Annotated in this window: 20 protein-coding genes and 1 tRNA gene; all 21 read left to right on the top strand. The window is 62.5% G+C overall.

The genetic code is table 11. The annotated features are described in order from the left end of the window. The first annotated feature begins 110 nt into the window (after window positions 1–110). The 21 genes from K5554_RS09430 to K5554_RS09330 all read left to right on the top strand — a co-directional run bounded on the left by K5554_RS09430 (window position 111) and on the right by K5554_RS09330 (window position 21,264). Window positions 111–2,228, top strand: coding sequence for a bifunctional 4-hydroxy-3-methylbut-2-enyl diphosphate reductase/30S ribosomal protein S1 (locus tag K5554_RS09430; protein WP_221038239.1), 2,118 nt, complete (start codon window positions 111–113; stop codon window positions 2,226–2,228). After that, window positions 2,212–3,279, top strand: coding sequence for a type 2 isopentenyl-diphosphate Delta-isomerase (gene fni / locus K5554_RS09425; RefSeq protein WP_255565356.1), 1,068 nt, complete (start codon window positions 2,212–2,214; stop codon window positions 3,277–3,279). The genes K5554_RS09430 and fni overlap by 17 nt, the downstream gene beginning before the upstream one ends. Before the next feature lie 121 nt (window positions 3,280–3,400). Next, window positions 3,401–4,117 (top strand): DUF1614 domain-containing protein, encoded by a 717-nt coding sequence (locus K5554_RS09420; protein ID WP_221038237.1) that lies wholly within the window; start codon window positions 3,401–3,403, stop codon window positions 4,115–4,117. After that, entirely contained in the window at window positions 4,110–5,219 is a 1,110-nt protein-coding gene (gene spoIIP, locus K5554_RS09415) for a stage II sporulation protein P (RefSeq protein WP_221038236.1), read from the top strand. The genes K5554_RS09420 and spoIIP overlap by 8 nt, the downstream gene beginning before the upstream one ends. A gap of 2 nt (window positions 5,220–5,221) precedes the next feature. Continuing rightward, window positions 5,222–6,112 (top strand): YIEGIA family protein, encoded by an 891-nt coding sequence (locus K5554_RS09410; RefSeq protein ID WP_255565354.1) that lies wholly within the window; start codon window positions 5,222–5,224, stop codon window positions 6,110–6,112. A 26-nt stretch (window positions 6,113–6,138) separates the two neighbouring features. Continuing rightward, entirely contained in the window at window positions 6,139–6,333 is a 195-nt protein-coding gene (locus tag K5554_RS09405; RefSeq protein ID WP_255565353.1) for a hypothetical protein, read from the top strand. Between the two features lie 30 nt (window positions 6,334–6,363). After that, window positions 6,364–6,819, top strand: a complete 456-nt coding sequence (locus K5554_RS09400; RefSeq protein WP_221038235.1) for a DUF3189 family protein — start codon at window positions 6,364–6,366, stop codon at window positions 6,817–6,819. Beyond that, entirely contained in the window at window positions 6,813–7,292 is a 480-nt protein-coding gene (locus K5554_RS09395) for a DUF3189 family protein (RefSeq protein ID WP_221038234.1), read from the top strand. Before K5554_RS09400 ends, K5554_RS09395 begins: the two co-directional genes overlap by 7 nt. A 44-nt stretch (window positions 7,293–7,336) precedes the next feature. Next, the gene (locus K5554_RS09390) at window positions 7,337–8,638 is read left to right on the top strand and encodes a DUF512 domain-containing protein (RefSeq protein WP_255565612.1); all 1,302 of its coding nucleotides are present in this window, start codon (window positions 7,337–7,339) and stop codon (window positions 8,636–8,638) included. 1 nt (window position 8,639) lies between these two features. After that, a complete protein-coding gene (gene der / locus K5554_RS09385) occupies window positions 8,640–9,965 on the top strand; it encodes a ribosome biogenesis GTPase Der (RefSeq protein WP_221038232.1) in 1,326 nt (441 codons plus the stop codon). Between the two features lie 126 nt (window positions 9,966–10,091). Further along, window positions 10,092–11,570, top strand: coding sequence for a stage IV sporulation protein A (gene spoIVA / locus K5554_RS09380; protein WP_221038231.1), 1,479 nt, complete (start codon window positions 10,092–10,094; stop codon window positions 11,568–11,570). Window positions 11,571–11,688: 118 nt separating this feature from the next. Continuing rightward, on the top strand, window positions 11,689–12,135 hold the full coding sequence (locus K5554_RS09375) for an ACT domain-containing protein (protein WP_221038230.1): 447 nt from the start codon (window positions 11,689–11,691) through the stop codon (window positions 12,133–12,135). A gap of 19 nt (window positions 12,136–12,154) precedes the next feature. Continuing rightward, window positions 12,155–13,441, top strand: a complete 1,287-nt coding sequence (locus K5554_RS09370; protein WP_221038229.1) for a homoserine dehydrogenase — start codon at window positions 12,155–12,157, stop codon at window positions 13,439–13,441. Window position 13,442: 1 nt separating this feature from the next. Next, the gene (gene thrC, locus K5554_RS09365; RefSeq protein WP_221038228.1) at window positions 13,443–14,489 is read left to right on the top strand and encodes a threonine synthase; all 1,047 of its coding nucleotides are present in this window, start codon (window positions 13,443–13,445) and stop codon (window positions 14,487–14,489) included. A gap of 5 nt (window positions 14,490–14,494) precedes the next feature. Then, window positions 14,495–15,421 carry a homoserine kinase gene (gene thrB / locus K5554_RS09360; RefSeq protein WP_221038227.1) on the top strand — a complete coding sequence of 309 codons (927 nt, stop codon included), beginning with the start codon at window positions 14,495–14,497 and terminating at the stop codon, window positions 15,419–15,421. 75 nt (window positions 15,422–15,496) lie between these two features. Continuing rightward, window positions 15,497–15,573: transfer RNA gene (locus K5554_RS09355), tRNA-Pro, on the top strand. A gap of 219 nt (window positions 15,574–15,792) precedes the next feature. Next, complete coding sequence (locus tag K5554_RS09350) at window positions 15,793–16,875, top strand: glycosyltransferase family 4 protein (protein WP_221038226.1); 1,083 nt, start codon at window positions 15,793–15,795, stop codon at window positions 16,873–16,875. Then, the gene (locus tag K5554_RS09345; RefSeq protein WP_221038225.1) at window positions 16,854–19,091 is read left to right on the top strand and encodes a hypothetical protein; all 2,238 of its coding nucleotides are present in this window, start codon (window positions 16,854–16,856) and stop codon (window positions 19,089–19,091) included. Before K5554_RS09350 ends, K5554_RS09345 begins: the two co-directional genes overlap by 22 nt. Window positions 19,092–19,208: 117 nt before the next feature. Then, the gene (speD, locus tag K5554_RS09340; RefSeq protein WP_221038224.1) at window positions 19,209–19,577 is read left to right on the top strand and encodes an adenosylmethionine decarboxylase; all 369 of its coding nucleotides are present in this window, start codon (window positions 19,209–19,211) and stop codon (window positions 19,575–19,577) included. Between the two features lie 125 nt (window positions 19,578–19,702). After that, entirely contained in the window at window positions 19,703–20,923 is a 1,221-nt protein-coding gene (locus K5554_RS09335) for a peptidoglycan-binding protein (protein ID WP_221038223.1), read from the top strand. Window positions 20,924–21,027: 104 nt separating this feature from the next. After that, entirely contained in the window at window positions 21,028–21,264 is a 237-nt protein-coding gene (locus tag K5554_RS09330; protein ID WP_221038222.1) for a DUF2508 family protein, read from the top strand. Window positions 21,265–21,268 lie beyond the last annotated feature (4 nt).

The raw sequence follows: 21,268 nt of genomic DNA, 5'->3' as shown, positions 1-21,268 counted from the left end.
TCTTTTTTCGAAATCCGCCTCCAGGGGGCAGGAATTCCCTCGCCCGGTCGCGAATATGACTTTAACTTCTGCCCCATATTAGGGGTGATTCATCGAAAAGGAAGATGGCCGTGCAGGTTATTCGCGCAAACCCCAGCGGATTCTGTCCCGGCGTACGTGCCGCCATCAACCTGGCGCGCCAGGCGCTGGGCCGGGAGGGCCGGGTTTACTCCTGGGGCCCGCTGGTTCATAACGAAAGCGTGGTGGCGGCCCTGGCGCGCGCGGGCGTGCGACCGATTGCCGATTTAAGCGAGGCTGAGGTGACGGGGGCGCTTATTATCCGCGCGCACGGGGTCGGTCCAGCGGATATAAAAGCGGCCGTCGCCAGGGGTTTTCGCATCTACGACGGCACCTGCCCCCGGGTAAAAAAGGTGCAGCGGCTGGCGCAGGAACTGCTTGCGGCCGGTGAAAACGTCTTTTTGGTCGGTGAGAAGGAACACCCAGAAGTCAGAGGTATACTGGCCTGGGCCGGGGGACCCGTTACGGTGATCAATTCGGTCAAGGAAGTAGAAGAGCTGCCGGCCGTACCCGCACGCGTGGCTTTGGTCGCCCAAACAACCGTCACCCTGGCGCACGTCCAGGCCATAGCGGCCGCCCTGCGGCAGCGCGGGGCAGAAGTGACGCTTTATGATACCCTGTGTTTCGCGACCACAGAACGTCAAGCCGCCGCCCGCGAGCTCGCGCGGCAGGTAGACGTGATGATAGTGGTAGGTAGTCACCAAAGTGCCAACACCCGCCGTCTGGTTGAGGTGTGCCAGGCGGAAGGCGTGCCCACGTACCTGGTCAACAGCGCGGGCGAGCTTCGACCTGAGTGGCTGGCTGGCAAAGACTCGGTAGGGGTCACCGCGGGTGCCTCGGCACCGGAGGAAATCATTGAGGAGGTCTGCGGCAGAATGAGCGAAGAGTACCGAGCGGAACAAAAGCTGGCGGAAGGAGTAGAGAAGGTAGAGAGCCAGGAAGCACCGGCGACCGAGGCCACGAACCAGCCAGATGCGCAAAACACCGAACAGTCCCCGGCGGACGAAACGGCAACCACCAAGACCGGTGAAAGCGTTGAAGATCTCTACGCCAAGTCGTTCCTGTCCCTCCAGGAAGGCCAGGTAGTCACCGGTAAGGTGGTGCGCGTCGACAACGACGGGGTGCTGGTCGATGTCGCCTATAAATCGGAAGGCGTTATTCCTCCTGCCGAACTGAGTGATAAGCCCTATGCTTCGCCGGAAGAAGTGGTCCAGCTGGGCCAAGAAGTCAAAGTCGTGGTAGTTAAGGTGGATGCAGAGGGCAATAATCTCATCCTTTCTAAGCGCCGCGCCGACCAGGAGGAGGCCTGGGAGGAGCTCAAACGGCACTACGAAAACGGCGAACCCGTCGAAGGGCAGGTTCTGGAAGTAGTCAAAGGCGGTCTCATCGTCTTTGTTGGACTGCGTGCCTTCATGCCAGCTTCGCAGGTGGGGCTGCGCTATGAGGCCGATTTGTCGCACTACGTCGGTCAAACCCTGAAGGCCAAGATCATCGAAATCGAACCGCAGCGGCGGCGGGTTATCCTCTCGCACCGTACGGTCTTGGAAGCCGAGCGGGCCGCCAAGCGAGAAGCCCTCTGGGCCGAACTCGAAGAAGGCCAGGTCCGCCACGGCCGGGTTACCAAGCTTACGGATTTCGGAGCCTTTGTCGATCTGGGCGGAGCTGAGGGCTTGGTGCACATCTCCGAGCTGTCCTGGTCCCGCGTCCGGCACCCTTCGGAGGTAGTTCATGAAGGCGATGAGGTGGATGTAAAGGTACTCCGCCTGGACCGGGAGCGCGGGCGGATCTCCCTGGGGCTCAAGCAGGTCAAGCCCGATCCCTGGACCGAAATCCGGCAGAGCTTCCCCGTGGGGACGGTTCACGAGGGCGTAGTGACCAACATCCTCAACTTCGGCGCCTTTGTTAAGCTGGCCGACGGTATCGAAGGGCTGGTGCACATTTCTCAGCTGGCGCCGCGGCACGTCGGACACCCCAGCGAGGTCGTGCAAATCGGCCAGCGGGTGAAGGTGAAGGTGCTTGACATCAACGAGGACAAGCGACGGATCAGCCTGAGCATCAAGCAGGTCCCCCCGGAACTTCAGCCGCTGGCTCCGGCGGAAGAACACCCTGCCCCGGAAGCAGCTGCAGCAGAGCCTTCCGCTGACGCTGATACGGATGAAAAGATCGAGTGAAACACAGCGTTCCCAGCGCAAGAACGAACACATCCGTTGGGCGGTCGAGTTGGCTGACGGGCCCGGGCGGACCGGGTTTGGGGACGTTTTGCTGCGGCCGGAGGCTGTCCCCGACCTGGACAGCCGAGCGGTAGACCTCAGCACCACCTTCTTAGGCCTGCGTTTTCCCTTCCCGCTGCTCATCAACGCCCTGACCGGCGGTACGGGGGAAGCGGCCCGGATCAACGCCCGCTTGGCCCAGGTAGCCAAGGCCACGGGGCTGCCCATGGCGGTTGGCTCCCAGCGCATCGCCCTGCGCGACCCGAAGCTCACGTATACGTTTACCGTTGTCCGGCGGGTAAACCCGCGCGGTGTCATCTTTGCCAACCTGGGAGCCGGCAGCACTCCAGACGAAGCGCTGCGCGCTGTTGAAATGGTAGAGGCCCAGGGACTGCAGCTGCACCTGAACGCTGCGCAGGAACTCAGCATGGCCGAAGGGGAACGCGCCTTTTATTGGAGCGAGGCTGTCGCGGCCGTTGCCTCCCACCTGCCGGTACCCGTTATCGCCAAAGAGGTCGGTTGCGGGTTATCCGGCGCCAGCGCCCAAAGGTTGCTGGCCCTCGGGGTGAAAGCGCTGGACGTGGGCGGGAAAGGCGGGACCAATTTTGTGCGCATTGAAGAAAAGCGCCGCCGGGGTCGGGGTTCTCCTTTCCTCGATTGGGGACTGCCTACCGCCTGGAGCCTCTTGGACGTGGTAGGAACCTGCCCCGGAGCTGAGGTGTGCGCCTCGGGCGGCCTGCGCAGCGGGCTGGACATGGCCAAGGCGCTGGCCTTGGGTGCCCGGATCTGTGGAGTAGCAGGACCACTGCTCACGGCGGTGCTTACCGGAGGGGTAAAGGCCGGGATCCGGCTGGTCGAAAGGTGGAAACGGGAACTTCGCATGAGCCTGGTGCTCGCAGGGGCGCGCGACCTGGCGGAGCTAAGGCATAAGCCCCTCATTTTCACTGGCGAAACCTGGAACTTTATCGTCCAGCGCCGCCTTACCGCCTACCGGAAGCGGGCACGAGGCTGAAGCCAAACGCAACCAAGGAAAGCGGCACTCTGACAAAGAGTGCCGCTTTCCTTGCTGCATAAGACCACCGCGGTAGGGGCAATCTAGCCTTGCCCGATTTCTGGGAAGCGAGGTGTTTCCTGTGCCGACTGGCCTTATCGCCCTCATTGTGGTCACGGTGCTGGTCTACTTCGGCCTGGCGCAACGGGTATTAGACCGCCTGCACCTGACCGACAAGCAAGCGCTTGTTTTTCTTGCCCTGATGATCGTCGGCGCCTACGTTAACATCACCCTGTGGCGGCGGCCCACGCAGCTCGTGCTCAATGTGGGCGGCGGGCTGGTGCCGCTTGTTCTGGCCGGCTATATCCTGAGCCGCGCCGGCACCCGCCGGGAATGGCTGCATGCCGCCCTCGCCACCTTGGTTACAGCTGCCGGCGTCTACGCAGCCGGCCGTCTGCTGCCGGCCGAACCAGGCACCATGCTGCTCGACCCAATGTACGTCTACGCCCTGATCGCCGGTATCGTCGGTTACCTGGCCGGGCGGTCACGCCGCGGAGCCTTTATCGCCGCCACGGTTGGGGTTATCCTGGCCGACTTGGCTTACTTCATCCAGCTTCTGGCAACGCGCACCCCCGGGCGTACTTCCATCGGCGGCGCTGGTGCTTATGATACCGTGGTTCTCTCCGGCCTCCTCGCCGTCCTTTTAGCGGAAGTCATCGGCGAAACCAGAGAAAAGCTGGGCGGCGGGTCGGAAGAAGAGGCACGCGAACACCGGTTGCGCCACGTCGAGTTCACGAGCTCCCTGGGAAACCAGGCCGACGTCAACGAGAACTCGAAGGGGGATAAAGGGCATGACTAGACGTAACCTCTTGGCACTGGTGCTGGCCCTCGGGGCGTTGCTCACTGTCAGTGCACCCGCGGGGGCATACAACGAGCGGGCGGATGGTTATTTTTCCTTTTTGGATCCCGCCGGCAAGGTCATTTTCCAGACGGCGCTTCAGGTATCCGCAGGGGATGAGTTCATTGCGGAAGACAACAGCCACTACCGCGTCACCCGGGTCGACAAAGACAATGCTTTTTGCGAATACCTGGGCAAGGCCAGCTTGGCGGTGGAACAAGCACCGTCTTCGTCCTCCTGGCTCGCCAGCATCCTTTCCGCTGCAGCCCGGCCCGCCAGCGCCGTGCGTGGAAAAACAGTGGCTCTTTACCATACGCACAGCGACGAATCCTACGTGCCCTCGGACGGGTCCGCCAGCATCTACGCCAACGGCGGCATCTTTAAGGTGGGCAACGCGATGGCAGCCACTCTGCGCCGGTTGGGCCTGAACGTGATCCACAACACCACTCCGCACGATCCCCACGATGCCATGGCCTACACCCGCTCCCGCCGCACGGCGGCCCAGCTCCTGCGGCGGAATCCAGCCGCTCTTTTCGACGTGCACCGCGACGCCGTGCCGCGCGAGCAGTACGTGGCCCAGGTAAAAGGAGAAGATGTAACCAAGGTCACTTTGGTGGTGGGACGTGAAAATCCCAAAATCAAAGCTAACCTGAACTTCGCTAAACAGTTGAAGGAGATCAACGACAAGGCGAATCCCGGCCTTATCAAGGGCATTTTTCTGGCCCGGGGCACTTATAACCAGGATCTGTTCGACCGCGCTCTCTTGATTGAGGCAGGGACCCACGAAAACACCCGTGGCGCCGCCGAACGGGGGATAGCCCTCTTCGCGGACAGCGTTCCCCGCGCCATCGGCGTGGCAGGTACGCCCGCCCGCAGGCAGCCCGGGCCGGTCAACCAGCGCACCGGTTCCTGGTCGGCTCTCGGCTGGACCCTGCTGCTTCTTATCCTGGGCGGAGCAGCGTACCTCTACTTGAGCACCGGAAGCTGGAGCGAGCTCAAGCGCAAGTTAGGGCGTTTTGCCGGCGGAGAATTCAGCGGCCTGCTCGGGCGAAAAAGGAAGTAGCCATGCTGGCGCATAAAGAGGCCATTGCCCTGGGCCTGGCCCTGGGCTTTCTCTTTCGCTTCTACATGCTTCGGATTGACTACCGGCAGTATCCCAGCTACCCGCACGGCCTGATCGCCCACCTTTCTCTCGGTTTCATCGCCGCCTTTCTCGGCGCCGTGGCCATTCCCGCCCTCCTGGCCCGGGAGTACACGGCCGTAACTTTTCTGGCCCTGGCCGCCCAGCAGTTCCGAGATATCCGTAACCTGGAGCGCAACACCCTGGAGCACCTCGACGAAACGGAACTGGTGCCACGCGGCCCCGATTACATTGAAGGTATCGCCCGCGTGTTCGAGGGTCGTAATTACCTGGTGATGTTTGTTGCTCTGGTGACGAGCTCGCTTACCCTCTGGTTTCACCCGGGTCTCGGGGTAACAGGCGGGGTACTGCTCGGCCTGACTCTGGCGCACTTCCGTAAGGGGCCGACCCTTAAGGATGTTGCGGTTGTGCGCCTGGGCAAAGTCAATTTTCGTGGCTCCAACCTTTTCGTCGACGACATCCTCATTATGAACGTGGGCCTGAAGGACTCACGCCACCTCATGGAGACGCTGGGGGTGGGCGTTGTCATCGAGCCCCGAAACGATGACGCCCGGGCAACCTTGGCCAACCTTGGCCAGCGCCAGGCCATCACCCACGAGGTGGCCACCCTGCTGGGGGTGCGCAAGGACTTTGCCGAACCGGAGTTTACCCCGCTCTGCCGCCTGAACACGGCCACCGGCCGGGCCGCCCTTTTTATTCTTCCGGTAGAGCCGGATAAAGAGCTGGCCGTTCAGGCCGTGAGGAAGGTTCCTGTGCTGGAGAGCGCCATCCGCCGCCCGCTGCGAACGCAGGTGGGGCGGGAGGCCAGTGATTAAGCCGGTCTCTAACGGAGGGTTAGAGCGTGCAAACCCAGTTCATCAACGACATCGTCGCCATTGTCACCACCAGCCCTGAGACGGTCGGGGGCGGGGGGGTACCGATTTTTTACGCCGCCGATCCGGCCGACCGGGAACGCATCGCCCTTTACTTGAGCCGTATTCTGAACGCCATGGTCCACGACCTGGAAAACGGCACCTACTTCTTAAGCCATCACTGAGGCCCGCCCTCCACATTGACTGAAGAAGGGATGCTTCTGGTTATTATCTATCACTGCTATGGAGGCGCCCACTCTTCGGTGGTGGCCGCAGCCATTCACCTCGGCCGGCTGCCGCTGCCCGCCCCCAGTGCCGCCGCCCTCCTGGCGCTGCCGTATTTTGATCAGCACACCGGCCGCCAGCAGGGGAGATTGTTCTTCTACGGTACCGATGCCCACGGCCACAAGATCTTCATTCTGGGACGGGCCCGGGCGGCGGCCATCCTGGAACGCACCATACGCGCTGTCTTTCAGCTGGCCGGCCGGCAAGAAGGAGTTCTTTTTGTGGATACCCTGCCGGCGGTAAACTGGCTGATGCGCCTCGGTGGCTTCCTCTCCCGGCGCCTGGGCTGGGTGAGCCTGGGCCGTCCTCTGGTAGCGAAAGGAACTCTGCTTGCCCTTCCCAAACTCACGGCGCTGGTCCGGGGTGTACAGGGCGCACTATGCTGATCTTCTACTGTTGCTATGGACGCGCCCACTCTTCCGTGGTAGCCGCCGCGCTTCACCTCGGCTGGCTCAAGAACACCAATCCGTCTTCCGCCGAGATTATGGCGCTACCCTACTTTGACCAAGCAACGGCACGGGATTTCGGCCGGCCCCTGAGCGTCGGGCACGACAGCGCCGGCAATGAGGTCTTTATCCTGGGGCACGGCCCGGCGCACGCGCTGGTGGAGCGCGCGCTGCGCAGCGCCTGGGAGGAATGCGGCCGCCGGGAAGAAGAGTTCCTTTTCGTGCCGACCGAGACCTGTCTCACTTTCTGGACGCGCCTGGGCGGGTTTCTCTCCCGGCGGCTGGGTCTTAGCTTCCCCGGGCGCTGGCTTGCCGCCTACGGGATGCGCCGTTCCCTGCCCTGCCTGGCCCGCTGCGTGACGGCCGTTCGAAGCAAAGCCGGTCTTGACGCCGCTTGGCAGCGTATAGGATAATAAACCATGAATCGTTCTGAAGGAATAATAAAGGCGTGAGGCAGATGTTGAGCGGCTTAGAAGTGGCTGCTGTCGCGCCGGGCAGCATCGCCGCGGAGCTGGGTGTCGAGCCCGGCGACCGGGTGCTGGCGGCGAACGGCAAACCGGTGCGTGATCTGATTGACTTCACCTACGCTTGTGCCGGTGCTGCCCTCGAACTTACGGTGGGGAAAAAAGACGGCACAGAAGAAATCCTGGAGATAGAAAAGGACTGGGGGGAGGAACTCGGCATAAGTTTTACCCAGGCCACGGCGGACGGCATCCGGCGTTGCCGGAATCACTGCCGGTTTTGTTTTGTCGACCAGATGCCGCGCGGCCTGCGCCCTTCCCTCTACGTGAAGGATGACGACTGGCGGCTATCCGTTCTGCAGGGTAATTTTGTGACGCTGACCAACCTTTCGAAGGCCGACCTGGAACGGATTGTGGCGGAGCACCTGAGCCCCCTGTACATCTCCGTGCACACTCTCGATCCTGCGCTACGCCGGCAGCTGCTGCGCAACCCGCGGGCCGGCGACATCCGCTCCCAACTCGCGACCCTGGCCGCCGCCGGGATCGAGATGCACTGCCAACTGGTGCTTTGTCCCGGGCTCAATGATGGCCTGGAGCTGGAGCATACCGTGGAGGAGCTGGCCCGGCTCTGGCCGGCCGTCGCTTCAGTGGCGGCCGTACCGGTGGGGCTGACCCGGTACCGCGCGGGTCTTACGGAGTTGAAACCGTACACGCCGGAGGAGGCCCGACGCCTGGTCACCTGGGCGGAGAAAAAGACGGCCGCCTTCCGCGCCGCCCTGGGGAACAGCTTTCTCTATTTAGCGGACGAATTCTACCTCCTAGCCGCGCGGGAGGTACCTCCTGCCAGCCATTACGACGGCTACCCGCAGCTGGAAAACGGGGTAGGACTGGTGCGACGCTTTCTGGACGACCTGGCCGGCCTGACGGCCCCGCCGCCCGCTACCCCGGCCGCCTTTACCCTGGTCACCGGTACCGCCGCCGCCGGCACGCTGAAAAAGCTGGCTGCCTGGTGGAACTCCTTTCCCGGCTGGGAAGCCCGCGTCCTGACCGTGCCCAATTCGTTTTGGGGCCCCAGCGTCCGCGTGGCCGGGCTTCTGACGGCCGCAGACGTGGTGAAACAGGTCAGCAATGCCCGGCCGCCCGGCCCTGTGTTCCTGCCCCGCGCCATGTTTTCCCACGCAGGCCTTACCCTCGACGGCTGGAGTATGGCTGACCTCAGGGAGCGCCTCGGCTGCGAGCTTAAGGTGGCGCTCTGGCCGCACGAAGTGTGGTCTGAACTGGTAGGCGGAGGTGCATAGCGTGGACGGCACAAAACCGAAAGTAGCGATCGTCGGCCGCCCCAATGTCGGCAAGTCAACCCTCTTTAACCGCCTCCTCGGCCGTCGCCTGGCCATTGTCAAGGACGAACCAGGGATTACCCGGGACCGCCTGCACAGCACCTGTGAGTGGGCGGGCCGCGAATTCATCCTCATAGATACCGGTGGCCTCCAACCGGCGGCCAGCGAGGGCCTGGCCCACGCCGTGGAGAAGCAGGCCCGGCTGGCTATCGCGGAAGCCGATCTCATTGTTTTCCTGGTGGACGGCAAGAGCGGTTTAACCCCGGCCGACAGCGAGGTGGCCGACCTGCTGCGGCGCAGCAACAAGCCGGTGCTGGTGGCCGTGAACAAAGTCGATAACGTTAAGCAGGAAGGGCGCGCTTTGGAGTTCTACCGCCTCGGCCTGGGCGACCCCTTTCCCCTGTCGGCCCTGAACGGGTTGAACACAGGCGACCTCCTGGATAAGATCGTGGCGCTGCTTCCAGACAAAGGCACGGCCCCGCAGGAGACGGAGGCCCTGCGCGTGGCGATCATCGGGCGCCCTAACGTGGGGAAATCCTCCTTGGTGAACGCCATCCTCGGGGCGGAGCGCGTGGTGGTGAGCCCAGTGCCGGGAACAACGCGTGATGCCGTGGACACCCCGTTTTCTTTTCAAGGCCAAGCGCTCGTCCTGGTCGACACCGCAGGCCTGCGGCGCGGGGCGCGGGTCAGGGAGGCTGCCGAACACTACAGCGCGCTGCGCACCCGCCGGGCCATCGCCGACGCCCACATCGCAGTCCTGGTGCTGGACGGCCCGGAAGGGGTGCGGGAACAGGATCAACGCATTGCCGGCTATGCCCACGAGGCCGGTCGTGGCCTGATCGTCGTTGTGAACAAATGGGACCTGATGAAGCTGTCGCCGCCGGCCCTCAAGGAGTACACGGAGGTTCTGCGGGCAAGGCTCTCCTTCTGCCTCTACGCCCCGCTGCTTTTCCTTTCCGCTTTGACCGGCCGCCACGTAAACCGACTCCTGGAAACCATCCTCGAGGTTAAGACCGCACAAAATCACGTCCTGCCGAGCGCCAACCTGGCGGCGCTCCTGGCCGACCTCTTGGCCTTTTCGCCGCCTCCCCAGGTTCACGGCCGCAGCACCCGCCTGCACGAGTTGAAACAGACAGGCATCCGCCCGCCGCGCTTTGCGCTGGTGGCCGGCGATCCGGAGGCGGTGCACTTTTCTTATTTGCGGCGGGTCGAAAACCGAATTCGTGAAGCCTACCCGTACACCGGCACCCCGATCCAGGTGGTTGCGGTCCGGAGGGAGCGAAAATGAGCGCCCAAGCGCTCATTTTTTTGTCTTACTAGCTCGGTTCCCTTCATATACATGTAGTGTTAAGGAGCACGTTCTGTTCTAAGCCAGTGCCGGCATAAGTAATATGTGGTAGGGGAGGGATGAAGGGTGGAGAAGTTCGACCTCTTTAAGGACATAGTTGAGCGCACAGGGGGCGACATTTACATCGGAACCATGGGGCCTGTGCGCACCGGCAAGTCCACATTTATCAAGCGCTTCATGGAGCTTTTGGTCTTACCGTACATGAAAGAGGGGCCGGAACGGGAACGGGCGCTTGATGAACTGCCACAAAGTGGAGCCGGACGCACCATCACCACCACTGAACCCAAGTTTATCCCGGAAGAGGCCGTGGAAGTAACCCTCCGGGAAAACATCAAGTTCCGGGTCCGCTTGGTGGACTGTGTCGGCTACACCGTCGACGGCGCCTTAGGCTACGAAGAAGCAGAAGGGCCTCGCATGGTGCGTACCCCTTGGTTCGAGGAAGAAATCCCCTTCGAGCAGGCGGCAGAGGTAGGTACACGCAAAGTCATCTCCGAGCACGCCACCATCGGGCTGGTCATCGCCACCGATGGATCCATCGTGGACATCCCGCGCGATAACTACGAAGCAGCGGAGGAGCGCGTGGTCGCGGAGCTTAAGGAAATCGGCAAACCGTTTGTGGTGGTGCTCAATTCCCTGCACCCGGAGCAGGAAGACACCCAGCGGCTGGCCGGTGACCTGGCTCAAAAGTATGGTGTGCCGGTGCTGCCGCTCAACGTCATGAAAATGAACCTGCCCGATATCTATGCCATTCTCGAGGAAATCCTCTACGAGTTCCCGGTGCAGGAGGTCAACGTCCACCTGCCCGCCTGGCTGATGGAACTCGACGGGCAGCACTGGCTGCGGTCCCGGTTCGAGGAATGCGTGCGCACCACCGTCGAGGGCATCAAGAAAGTCCGGGACGTGGACCAGGCCGTAAGCTCTCTCCAAAACGAAGAATTTGTCGAGCAGGCCCTGCTGGTCAACCTGGATCTCGGCCACGGTCTAACCACCATGCAGCTCACCGCCCCCCAGCCGCTGTTCTACCAGGTGCTGGAGGAAATCGCCGGACGCTCGCTCAAGAGCGCCCAAGAACTGGTTCGGATTCTCAAGGAATACACCGTGGCCAAGAAGGAATACGACAAGGTGGCCGACGCCCTGCACGAGGTGGAACGGGTCGGTTACGGCATCGTCCCACCGCGCCTGGACGAGATGGTGCTGGAAGAACCCGAGGTAATGAAGAGCGGCTCGCGTTTCGGCATCCGTCTACGGGCCAGCGCCCCATCCATTCACATGATTCGCACCGACATTAAGGCTGAGGTGGCACCCATCATCGGCAGCGAGAAGCAATCCGAAGAGCTGGCCCAGTTCCTCCTCGATGAATTCGAAGACAATCCCCAAAAGCTCTGGGAAACCAATCTCTTCGGCAAATCCCTGCATGAACTGGTGAAGGAAAGCATCCAGAGCAAGCTCTATCACATGCCCGAGGACGCGCAACAAAAGCTGAAAGAAACCCTGGAACGCATCGTCAACGAGGGAAGCGGCGGCCTCATCTGCATAATCCTGTAAGGCAAGTCGGTCATCTGACCGGCTTTTTTTACCCCCTTGTCAAGGGGGCTTTCTCTGTGCTATAATGTCTACCATACATGGAGGTATGTTTACTGGGTACAGACGAAAGGGTGAAAACATGGGGAAGGAAGAAGCAAACTTTTACCTGGTGCGGGAAGAAGCTTTGCCGGAGGTACTGCACAAGACCATTCAAGCCAAGGACCTCCTCAAGCGCGGTGTCTGCAGCACCGTAAACGAGGCTGTACAGCGCGTCGGTTTAAGCCGGGCTGCCTACTACAAGTATCGCAATTACATCTTCCCTTTCTACGATTTAAGCCGGGGAAGAATCGTTACCATTTACCTTCTGCTCGAGCATAAGCCGGGCGTCCTTTCCCAAATCCTCACCCGCATAGCGCAAAGCCAAGGCAACATCCTCACCATCAATCAAGGCATACCGCTCCAAGGGGTGGCCGACGTTTCGATCTCCATCGAGACGCAGGGAATGAGCGAGGACATGGAAAGCCTCCTTCAGGCCTTGAGCCGCCTGGACGGGGTGCGCAAGGTGGAAATCATCGGGCAAAGCTGAAGAAAGCGAGGGAGAAGCCGTGAAAGACAGGCTGGCCATTGGACTGCTCGGCTTGGGAACGGTTGGCTCGGGAGTGGCGGAACTCATCAGCCGCAATGGGAAGCACATCGCCGAACGCGCCGGGATGCCCATGGTTGTTAAGAAGGCCCTGGTGCGCGACTTGGCGCGCCCCCGGAATGTCGGTGAGTGCCCACCCCTTACCACCGATCCCGAGAGCATCCTGGCGGATCCAGAGATCGACGTGGTGGTGGAGGTGTTGGGTGGGGAAGAGCCGGCCCTAAGCTACATACTGGCCGCCCTCCGGGCCCAAAAACACGTGGTCACGGCCAACAAAGAGCTCTTGGCCAAGCACGGCAAGGAACTCTTTGCCGCCGCTAAGGAAAACGGGGTCGACCTTTACTTCGAGGCCAGCGTGGGTGGAGGCATTCCCATTATCCGCCCGCTCAAGGACTGCCTGGCCGGCAACACCATCGAGAAGGTGTACGGCATCGTTAATGGAACGACAAACTACATCCTGACCCGAATGGAAAACGGGCATTCGTACGAGGAGGCCCTGGCCGAGGCCCAGCGCCAGGGTTACGCCGAAGCTGATCCGTACGCCGATGTCTCGGGCCTGGACGCAGCCCGCAAGATAGCCATCCTGGCCTCCATAGCCTTTGGCGCCCGGGTTACCGAAGACGATGTCGCCCGCACCGGTATTGAGCGGCTCTCGCCGCTCGATCTGGCGTATGCCCATGAGTTAGGCTACAAGGTTAAGCTCCTGGCGGTGGCGCAGGAACTGGACGGGGCCCTGGACGTACGCGTCCAGCCTGCGCTTGTGCCGGAGCACCACCCGCTGGCGAGCGTAAGCGGGGTGCTGAACGCCATTGTGGTCCGGGGTAATGCCGTCGGCGAGGTGATGTTCCACGGCCACGGGGCCGGCCGCCTTCCCACTGCCAGCGCCGTTTGCGGCGACCTGATCGAGGTGGCTCACAATATCAGGCAGGGCGTAAGAGGTCGCAACGGTTGCACCTGTTTTCATCACAAGCCCTTTTACCCGGCCGGTCAGGTAAAAATACGTTACTTCCTGCGACTGGAGCTGGCCGACGAGCCCGGGGTGCTCGCCAAGGTCGCCGCCGCCTTCGGGCAGGAAAAAGTGAGCCTGGCGGCGGTAATCCAAAAGCGTTTAACCGAGCACGGGGCCGAGGTTGTGTTGGTAACGCACCCGGCGGCGACGCGCCAGTTTGCCGGCGCCGTCGCCGCTCTGAAGGCGTTCCCGGAAACCCTGGCGATACACCAACCACTTGCAGTGGAAGGAGAGGCCTGAAATGTGGCAGGGAGTAATTGAACATTTTGCGGCGTTTTTACCCGTTACGGAGGCCACCCCGCGCGTAACCTTGAATGAAGGCAACACGCCCCTCATCTTTCTTTCCCGCCTCTCGAAACGGGTGGGAGCTGAGGTCTATGCCAAGTACGAGGGACTCAACCCCACGGGATCTTTCAAAGACCGCGGGATGACGCTGGCGGTGAGCAAAGCGGTGGAAGCAGGGTCGACGGCCGTCATGTGCGCTTCCACCGGCAATACGTCCGCATCCGCCGCCGCTTACGCGGCGCGGGCCGGTCTCAAGTGCTGGGTGTTGCTGCCGGAAAAAGCCATTGCCCTGGGAAAACTGGCCCAAGCCCTCTTCTACGGTGCTCAGGTGATAGCCGTCCAGGGCAACTTTGACCAGGCCCTCGCTTTGGTGCGGGAACTCACCGCCCGCTACCCGATTACCTTGGTCAATTCGCTCAATCCCATGCGCCTGGAAGGCCAGAAGACGGCGGCTTTCGAAGTGTGTGACCAGCTTGGGGGGGCGCCCGACATTCTCGCCCTGCCGGTGGGCAACGCCGGCAACATTACCGCTTACTGGTTAGGCTTCCAGGCCTACTATGCGGCCGGGAGAATTGGGACGCTGCCCCGTCTCTGGGGGTTCGAAGCTGCCGGTGCGGCACCCATTGTACAAGGGCGCGTTGTACCCGACCCGCAGACGGTGGCCACGGCCATTAAGATCGGGAACCCGGCCAGCTGGGAGAAAGCCGTGCGCGCCGCCGCCGAATCCGGCGGTAGCATTGCCGCGGTAACCGATGAGGAGATCCTCACAGCTTACCGGCTTTTAGCCCGGGAAGAAGGTATCTTCGTCGAGCCGGCTTCCGCAGCCGGGGTAGCCGGAGTGCTGCAGCGGGCCCGCCAAGGGCTGGTGCAGGGGCATGAGAAGATCGTCTGCGTGCTCACCGGCCACGGCCTGAAGGACCCTGAACTGGCGGTAAAACAGAGCCCGGCGCCGCAGGTGGTTCCCGCCACTTTAGAAGCGGTGAGCCAGCTCATCGGGGGGTGACGAAGGTGTTTTGTGTACGAATACCCGCCAGCACAGCCAATCTCGGTCCCGGCTTCGATGCGCTGGGGCTGGCCCTGGAGCTTTACAACTACATCGAAGTTACGGTGGGCGGCGGAACAGGTCGCCCGAGCATTGCTGTTCAGGGCGAAGGGGCCGAGGAGCTGCCGCGCGGCGAAGACAACCTGGTTTACCAAGCGCTCGCCTACGCCTTCCGCCGGCGCTCACTTCTCCCACCTGAGCTCCATTTGCGGTTGGTGAACAACATACCCCTGGCCCGGGGCCTGGGGAGCAGCGCCGCCGCCATCGTCGGGGGGCTCCTCGCCGCGCAGGAGCTGCTGCCTGTGCCGTTCAGTCCAGAGGAGCTGCTTGACCTGGCCTGCGAGCTGGAGGGACACCCGGATAATGTCAGCGCCGCCCTCCTGGGAGGGCTGGTGATTTCCTGTGCCGGGCCCGAAGGCAAAAACCATTATCTCAAGACACGCCTTCCGGAATCGCTGCGGCTGGTGGTCGCCATCCCGGAGCTGAAGCTCTCTACGCAAGAAGCCCGCCGCGTTCTGCCGGACCTTCTGCCGCGCCGCGATGCCGTCTTTAATCTCGGCCGTACCGCACTTCTTACCGCGAGCCTTCTCACCAACAACCTCAGCGCCCTGGCCTTCGCCCTGGAGGATCGTCTCCACCAGCCCTACCGTTCACCCTTGATCCCGGGGATGGAGGAGGTTTTCGCCGGTGCCCGTGAAGCAGGAGCCCTGGGTGTGGCATTGAGCGGCTCCGGCCCCTCCATTATCGCCTTTGCCCAGGATCACCTCCCGGAAATCGGCGCCGCCATGGTAAACGCCTTTGCCCGCCATGGCATCAGAGCACGTTTCGTTTCCACCAAACCAGCGTGGCAGGGCGCCGAAACGCTACCGCAGCTGCGCCTGTGCACGGCTTGAAATCGGCAAAGGTAAGAAACAGCCCCCCAGGTCTTGTTTTTTCCGGCCAAAGAGTGTATAATAGGTGATGCAGGTCGGGGTATAGCTCAGCTTGGTAGAGCGCTTGCTTGGGGTGCAAGAGGCCAGCGGTTCAAATCCGCTTACTCCGACCATTTATTTTCGCCGGCGAACAGCCTTCAGGGCTGTTTTTTTAGTGCGCCCGGCATGGGCGCTGTCTATGAGGACGGGGGCTAGCCGCCCCCTCGTACGCGATTTTGATCTTACACTGCTATAGCCGACACCGGGAAGGCGCATAATCGCCCGAACGCCCGCGCACGTTAATTATAAGAGCGGGCAAGTACTGCCCGACAGCGGGAAGGGGAGGGAGGGGTGTGCGCGTCTTGCTCGTGGTGCGGCCCTGCCAGGGCGGTATTGCCACGCATGTACGCCTCCTGGCCCGGGGATTGAAAAAAGAGGGACACCAGGTCCACATCGCCGCGCCTGACGCTGCCTTCGCCAGCGAAGGGGACGACTATTTCCCTTTGCCGCTGGCGGTGCATCCGGCCAAGCTCCTGCAGGCGGCAGAGGCGCTGACGGCAATCGTCGGCCGGCTCCGCCCGGACATAGTGCATGCGCAAGGGGCCCTGGCCGCCGTGCTCCGGCCGCTGGTGGGGACAAGAAGCGCCCGCTCAACACCTTGGGTTTACACCGTACATAACCTCCCGCTTGGTTTCGCCGCACAGCTTGCCTGGCGTGCAGCCTGGTTGGGGGGCGGGCCAGAGCGGGTGATCGCCGTTTCCCGGGCGCTGGCCACCCGGCTCGGCTACTGTGGAGTACCCCCAGAAAGGATTGTGGTCATTCCCAACGGCATCGAACTCGAGCAAGTGCCCGCCTACAACCTGCTCCGCACGCCAGACGAGGCAGTCATCCTGACCATCAGCCGGTTGGTTCCGGAGAAGGGCACGGCGTATCTGCTGCACGCCTTGGCCAGCTTGAAAGCCACCCATCCGTACCTGCGCCTCCTGGTCGCAGGGGATGGCCCGGAGCGGCCGCGCTTGGAACGCCTGGCGCAGACACTGGGGGTGACGGGGAAGGTCCAGTTCCTCGGTTTTGTGCCCGATCCGGGCCGGCTCTTTCCAGGAGCCTACCTTTTTGCCACCGCCCCCGTAAGCGAAGGCATGGGCGTGGCCAACCTGGAGGCCATGGCCTGGGGCCGGCCGGTGATAAGTACCAGGGTGGGGGGTATACCGGAAGTAGTTGTGCATGGGGAAACCGGGCTCCTCGTTCCACCTCGGCGGCCGCTCGAACTGGCCCAGGCCATACGGCTCGTCATCGATGACCCAGTGCTGGCGCGCCGCTTAGGGCGAGCAGGTGCTGCCCGTTCACGCCGGCACTTCGCCGCCGGGACCATGGTGGCGGCGACGCTCAAGGTTTACGAGGAGGCCCAGTGGGCATGTTACAGCACCGTGTCCTGAGAGCGAGCTCGGCAGCAGCCCTGGCGCTGGTCTTTTCCTGTGCTCTGCCGCCTTGTTACACCGCGCCCACGTACGCCGCCGCACCACCACGGCTCGTTATCCTGTGCGTCGATAATCTGAGGCTTGTCGATGTCAACCCCGAGGACCTCCCGGCCTTGTTTAAGTTTGCGCACAGCACCGCCTGGGGTCTTATGAATACCAATGTTGCCGGTCCGCCCAGCTTAGAAAGCGCCTATCTTACGCTGGGGGCAGGGACGCGCTCCCGTGCCGCCGACAACCAGCCCGGCCTCATGGTAGGCGAGACCTCTCCGGAAGAACCAGGCAGCGCCGCCGAGATCTTTGCCCGGCGCAGCGGCCGGGCAGTAGAGCACGGCGTCGTCCAGCTCGGCATCGGCATCCTGCGGGCGGTCAACGCCGATCTGGGCTATGACGTGAACCTGGGCGCCCTCGGGCAGGCCTTGCGGGCAGCAGGCCGCAGGGTCGCCATTATCGGGAACGCAGACACCAACAGCCGCCAACGGCCGCTGGTGAATTTCCTTATGGACGCCGGGGGCCACGTCCCGTACGGTTACACCGGCACCGCACTTTTCAAACGTGATCCCAGCGGTCCCTTCGGCGCCTGGTTGGATACCGATGCTGTTATCCGCGAGACACGCAAGGTTTGGCCGGACGCAGACCTTGTGGCGGTGGAATGGTCTGACCTTCACCGGGCAGAACAATACGCGCCCCTGGCCCTGCCGGAAGCGGGCGCCGGTCTGCGCCGCCAGGCCCTGGCGCATCTGGATGGCTTCCTGGACCGCTTTCTCCCTGCTGTCCTCGACGCCAAGGTCCCTGTGCTGCTGCTGGTTCCAGCCCCCGGTCCCCAAGAGTGGGCTCAAGGGCAGCGCCTTACCCCGATAGCCCTCCTTAGGCCGGACGCACCGGCGGGTCTCCTCACCTCGGCCACCACCCGCCGTTTAGGGCTGGCGGCCAATATTGATGTTGCCGCCACCGTCCTAACTTTTTTTGACCTTACGCCGTCGCCGGCCGTCCTCGGCCGGCCCCTGCGCGCTGTACCCGCCCGCGATTCCCTGGCTTACCTGTCTGCTTTAGAAGAACGGGCGGTGGGCAATTTCCAGCAACGTCCCCTCATCCTTCGGATCTATATCGGGTACCTGATTGTCACACTGGCTCTAACCCTCCTGGCCTTCTGGCGCCGGACACCCTTGGGGACCCGGTGGCTCGAACTCTTTATCCTGGGGGGGGCTACGGTACCCCTTACCTTTCTCCTCCTGGCGGCCCTGCCGCCCTTGCCTCCGGCGCTGACCCTGGCCGCCACCGCCGTCTTAACGGCGCTCCTGGTCGCTGTTTGGCGCCGGGCAAGCGCATCGGCGGCCGCGGCCTTGATGCTGAGCGCTGCCTGTACCCTGCTCGTTTTGGTAGGCGATCTCCTGGCCGGGCAAAACCTGGCCGCCGCTTCGCTGCTCGGCTACTGCTTCATCAGCGGCGCCCGCTATTACGGCCTCGGCAATGAATACATGGGGGTGTTTCTAGGGGCTGCGTTAAGCCTGGCCGCTTACCTTTGCGATCGTTTTGACGTAGGTGCCCGGGTGGTAGGACGGCTCTTGGTCGTGCTGCTCTTAATTGGAGCTTGGCTCTTGGCCGCCAGCCAGCTCGGCAGCAATGCCGGGGGCACGCTGGCCTGGGTGAGCGGGGCGGCGGCCGCTTACCTGGGGCTCAACCGGCGCCAGCTGCGCGCGCCCGCCGTCGCCGGCGCCGTCTTAACCGGCGTCGCCATCCTGGGCCTCTTCGCTTTTGCCGATTGGCGCCTGGCAGCGACCACCTCCCACATGGGACAGGCCTTGGAGGCGGCCACTCGCTCTGGAACCCAGAGCCTCGGGGCCATCATCGTGCGCAAGCTGGCCATGAACCTGAAGCTTCTGCGTTATTCCCTTTGGAGCAGGGTCCTTCTGATGCTGCTCTTGGTCCTGGCCAGCCTTTTCCTAGGCCCTTACCGCCTGCAACCCCGGTTAATGAAAGAGCGCCCCCTGCTGGCGGCCTGCCTGCGCGGCAGTCTGATCGGGTCGCTGGTGGCGCTGGCGGCGAACGACTCCGGCGTTGTGGCGGCCGCCACCAGCCTGCTTTTCCCGGTGATGCTGCTTATCCTCCTCACCCTCCCGGAACGGCTCCAGGAAAACCAGCGAAAACAGCAAGAATTAGCTTTGAGGCGTAATTAAACGCAAGGAGCCTGCAATAGCTCCTAACCGTTCCGGCATACCTTGACATCCCGCCAGAGTCTGCTACAATCTTAGGTGATCAGTGCGCAGACTTTTATCAGAAAGGGAGGGCGGGAAATGAAAGCACTGGGGCGTCACATCCTGGCTGAGTTTTTTGGGTGTGATGGCGCGATTCTGAACGACGTTGCTACCATTGAACGCACCCTAGTCGACGCAGCACTTACCGCTGGGGCTGAAGTCCGTGAGGTGGCCTTCCACCGATTTTCTCCCCAAGGAGTAAGCGGTGTGGTGATCATCTCCGAATCGCACCTCGCCATTCATACATGGCCGGAACTCGGCTATGCCGCTGTTGACGTCTTCACCTGCGGTGATAAGGTGGACCCCTGGGTCGCCTATAACTATATAGCCTCTGCCTTTCAAGCGGACAAGGTTACGGCTGCTGAGATCAAGCGTGGCATTTTCGAAAAAGTGCCTGAGCATACCTAGCCTGGCAACAGGATGTGAAAAGAACGGTGAAACCCCCGCCGGTAGGCCGGGGGTTTTCTTTTCTCTGCACCTTTTACGGCCGGTTTTCATAGGCTAATATGCACAAGCAGCCGGGAGGTGATCAAGTGGCCGACTTTCTTGTACCAGGCAGCAGCGGGCGGGAGGTAAAGGTACTCCAAGCGTGCTTGAACTTCCTTCTCGGAGCCCATCTGGCCACCGACGGCTGCTACGGGGTGCGTACAGAGAAAGTGGTGCGCCGCTTTCAGTTGCAGCACGGACTCGCCGGCACCGGAAGTTGCGACGTCGATACCTGGCTGGCCTTAGCCCAGGAGCTGAGCCCCAACGAGCGGCACTTGCTGGTCCTTCTTCAGTGGTCCCTGCTGCTGGTGAAGGAAGGAGACCGCATTCTCTGGGCGCAGCCGCTGAAAAGACCGGTCGCCGCTATTTCCCCTGGAGTCTGTCACCTGGAGTCAGCGCCGCGCGCCCGCAAAGGCGCGCGCCTGTTAAAGTTCAGCAATCACACGGCGATCCGGCTGGAGTCTGTCGGCCGCCAGGGGAGAGCCCGTCACCTTCAACTGGCAGGTCAAGCGCTGGGGGAGGAGCTCCTAGGGCTTCTTAAACCGCGGATGCCCGTCATCATCCATTCCTTGCGGCGCGTACCGTCCTGCGCCGCCTTTCCGCCGGCGGTAGACCCGGCCCAGGCCGCCAGCCGCACCGGGGTGTCGCTCCGGCGCTTTCGGCACACCGCTGCGGCAGCGGCAGGCGAGATCGTCCTACCGCTGAGCCGGCCGTGCTGGCCTGCCTTTTGGGCCTGGCCGGCCGGGCAACCTGAGGAATGGCTTAAATGGTTGCCCTGGTTTCAAGGCGTGGTACTGGCACCGGAGCTGGGGCCGTCCTGGGTGGGTGCCTTAAGGAGAAACCGCCTGCCGGCTCTGGTATTAACCCAGGGGCAGCGGCGAGGACTCACCGCCAGGTGGCAGGGTTGGTGCTATGCGCCGGCCGATCGCGCGGCCCTGACTGCGCTCAACTTTTACAATTCCCGGCGCAGCAGGATAAAACACCTCACCCAGATCCTGGTTCTGCCAGAGACGGCGGCTGCCGCCTCGATACCGGTACTGGGTTTGAACCTGGATTACTACGCCGTGCCGGCGGCGGGGAACGATACGGACGGGCTGAGTGACCTGCGGTTCTACCTCAGCCCCGAGAGACTACTCCTTGTAACGCCTGGTGCTCAGGCCATGCTTGCCGCCCGTCTGGCCAGAGCGGAGGAACTGGCGGGACTCGTTTTCACCTCCCCGCCGGCTGATACCGAATGGCTGCAGGTGTGGGTGGACTATAGGAAATGATTCCCAGTCACCTCGGCGCACAAAAAGCATAGTTTTTACTGCGCAGGTGTGAAGGGCCGGGTGAAAATCCTTCAGGATAAAGCGAAAAGGAGGTAGGAGGAAAAGTGCAGTCCACCCCCGAAGTCCTACCACCGAATCCAGTCCAGACCGTCCGGGAAGCCTACCGCGACTGGCGACAGGCCCAGTGCTATTTTAAGGAGGTTACCGATCCAACCCTGGTCGATTTCGCCATCTTTTGGGAACGGGCAGCCCGTCTGCGCTACCAGTACTTGCTGCGCTGCCTGAAACAAGAGGGTTACGCCCTCAGTCGAAGCGAACTCATCCGGTTGGCGGTCCATTAGGCGG

This window comes from Gelria sp. Kuro-4 (genome assembly GCF_019668485.1).
GTDB lineage: Bacteria > Bacillota > DTU030 > DUMP01 > DUMP01 > DUMP01.
This window is presented reverse-complemented; position numbering and strand designations above follow the sequence as displayed.

What these genes read in the sequence shown, in the direction of transcription:
- K5554_RS09400 (WP_221038235.1), top strand. Translation starts at nt 6,364, where the DNA reads ATGCTTCTGGTTATTATCTATCACTGCTATGGAGGCGCCCACTCTTCG.
- spoIIP (WP_221038236.1), top strand. Translation starts at nt 4,110, where the DNA reads ATGACTAGACGTAACCTCTTGGCACTGGTGCTGGCCCTCGGGGCGTTG.
- K5554_RS09375 (WP_221038230.1), top strand. Translation starts at nt 11,689, where the DNA reads ATGGGGAAGGAAGAAGCAAACTTTTACCTGGTGCGGGAAGAAGCTTTG.
- fni (WP_255565356.1), top strand. Translation starts at nt 2,212, where the DNA reads ATGAAAAGATCGAGTGAAACACAGCGTTCCCAGCGCAAGAACGAACAC.
- K5554_RS09345 (WP_221038225.1), top strand. Translation starts at nt 16,854, where the DNA reads ATGTTACAGCACCGTGTCCTGAGAGCGAGCTCGGCAGCAGCCCTGGCG.
- K5554_RS09395 (WP_221038234.1), top strand. Translation starts at nt 6,813, where the DNA reads ATGCTGATCTTCTACTGTTGCTATGGACGCGCCCACTCTTCCGTGGTA.
- thrC (WP_221038228.1), top strand. Translation starts at nt 13,443, where the DNA reads ATGTGGCAGGGAGTAATTGAACATTTTGCGGCGTTTTTACCCGTTACG.
- K5554_RS09410 (WP_255565354.1), top strand. Translation starts at nt 5,222, where the DNA reads ATGCTGGCGCATAAAGAGGCCATTGCCCTGGGCCTGGCCCTGGGCTTT.
- K5554_RS09390 (WP_255565612.1), top strand. Translation starts at nt 7,337, where the DNA reads ATGTTGAGCGGCTTAGAAGTGGCTGCTGTCGCGCCGGGCAGCATCGCC.
- speD (WP_221038224.1), top strand. Translation starts at nt 19,209, where the DNA reads ATGAAAGCACTGGGGCGTCACATCCTGGCTGAGTTTTTTGGGTGTGAT.